Raw genomic sequence first — 1,574 nt, 5'->3', positions numbered from 1 at the left:
TCAATGAGTGAAATTATGATTAGAATTAACTATTTAAGTCACTCCAAAAATCTAATACCTTTTGCTTATCATTCCCCATAAAAGCATACTGATTTATCTCATCCTTACCTATCCACTTAAGTAATTGAATCTCTTTATTAGGATTTGGAATAGCTTCTATAGTTCCAGTATATACAATTAAGATGTGCCTATTATTTTCTTCCTCCACTATATATACCTTAAATAGTTTTATACCCTGTATCTCACAACTAATCTCTTCTTGTATCTCTCTTCTGATACATTCGTCAGGTGATTCTCCTGCTTCGACTGCACCACCTAATACTTCCCATAGTAAAGGGTATGTTTTTTTAGTACTACTCCTCTGAGAAATTAGTACTTCATTTTCTTTGTTATAAATAATAATCGAACAACCTATATATGTATGCATATTTAACTCCTAATTTAATCTGTATTTCTAAGCTTTTATCTAATTAACAAATCCTCTTTACTTATTGAGTAATAATTTAAGTCATCCCTATGTCCATCCTTTTTATCTATACGCCTACTTCTAAGTGTACCTTCAAACTTCATACCTGATTTTTGAAGAGCTTTCCCACAGCCAATATTTTCACTTCTATGTTTTGCTTCTACTACATAGAACCCAACTTCATTTAGTAAAAATAAACTAGTTACTTTCAAACTTTCTGTGGCATATCCTTTTCCCCACCACGATGAGCCTATATTGATCCCTAACTCACAAACTTTATTTTTCTTAGATATACTTACTACCTCTATTGTTCCAATAGGCTCTTCAGAGCTTTTTTCTACTATCATCCATCTATAAATATTATTGTTTTCATATTCCTTGATCCAGTTTTCAAATAGACTTTCTGTTTCTTCAATATTTTTATGTAGATTCCAACTGATAAATTGATTAACTTTCTCATCTGTAAGCCAATTTATATATGCTCTACTAGCATCTTCTAATTTAATTTTTCGTAAAAGTAATCTGGTCGTTTCTAATTCTTTTGTTCCTAAACTCTTTATCATTACACTGCCCCCGTATTATATAGAGTATTTTGTTTTAATATATCACAACATTCTATTAATATCAAAAAATCTCCATAGAACGAAGCTTAAAGCGATTTCCCACTAAATAAGCACTTATTGGTAATGAGATAGCATGAAAATAGATTTTATCTAGTGAACTATTATTTGTTGAAATATTTAGATTTAGAATATAGAATTGTAAATAATACACTTGTTAATTGAAACTACTTAAGGAAGGAAATATAAAAATATGAATAGACATTTTACAGTATCCGTCTATGTTGTAAATAACAATAGAGTTTTACTTCATAAACACAAGAAAGCTCAAATATTATTACCTGTGGGAGGACATATAGAGTTAAATGAATTACCTGAGGAAGCTGCTAAAAGAGAAACTTTAGAAGAGGCAGGACTTGTAATAGAATTATATGAATCAGACAGTTTAAAGGATAAAAATGTAGATACTGAGATAGAGAAGGTATTAATTAATCCGATACATACAATATGGGGAGAAATTAAGAAGGATCATGAACATATAGACTTTG

The 1,574-nt window shown here is 29.7% G+C and carries 3 protein-coding genes; 1 reads left to right on the top strand and 2 read right to left on the bottom strand.

What is annotated here, in order from left to right; genetic code table 11:
* Positions 1 to 25 precede the first annotated feature (25 nt).
* Positions 26 to 427 (bottom strand): NUDIX hydrolase, encoded by a 402-nt coding sequence (locus tag ACRDBA_RS03970; RefSeq protein ID WP_438571631.1) that lies wholly within the window; start codon positions 425 to 427, stop codon positions 26 to 28.
* A gap of 35 nt (positions 428 to 462) precedes the next feature.
* On the bottom strand, positions 463 to 1,029 hold the full coding sequence (locus ACRDBA_RS03965; RefSeq protein WP_438571630.1) for a GNAT family N-acetyltransferase: 567 nt from the start codon (positions 1,027 to 1,029) through the stop codon (positions 463 to 465).
* Between the two features lie 250 nt (positions 1,030 to 1,279).
* Here ACRDBA_RS03965 and ACRDBA_RS03960 point away from each other — a divergent pair.
* A partial coding sequence (locus ACRDBA_RS03960; RefSeq protein ID WP_438571629.1) for an NUDIX domain-containing protein occupies positions 1,280 to 1,574 on the top strand: 295 nt, incomplete at its 3' end.

The organism is Clostridium sp., from assembly GCF_051654825.1.
In the GTDB taxonomy this organism is placed as follows: domain Bacteria; phylum Bacillota; class Clostridia; order Clostridiales; family Clostridiaceae; genus Clostridium.
The sequence above is the reverse complement of the archived record's forward strand: the minus strand, read 5'-3'. Positions and strand labels throughout refer to the sequence as shown.

What these genes read in the sequence shown, in the direction of transcription:
- ACRDBA_RS03970 (WP_438571631.1), bottom strand. Translation starts at nt 427, where the DNA reads ATGCATACATATATAGGTTGTTCGATTATTATTTATAACAAAGAAAAT.
- ACRDBA_RS03965 (WP_438571630.1), bottom strand. Translation starts at nt 1,029, where the DNA reads ATGATAAAGAGTTTAGGAACAAAAGAATTAGAAACGACCAGATTACTT.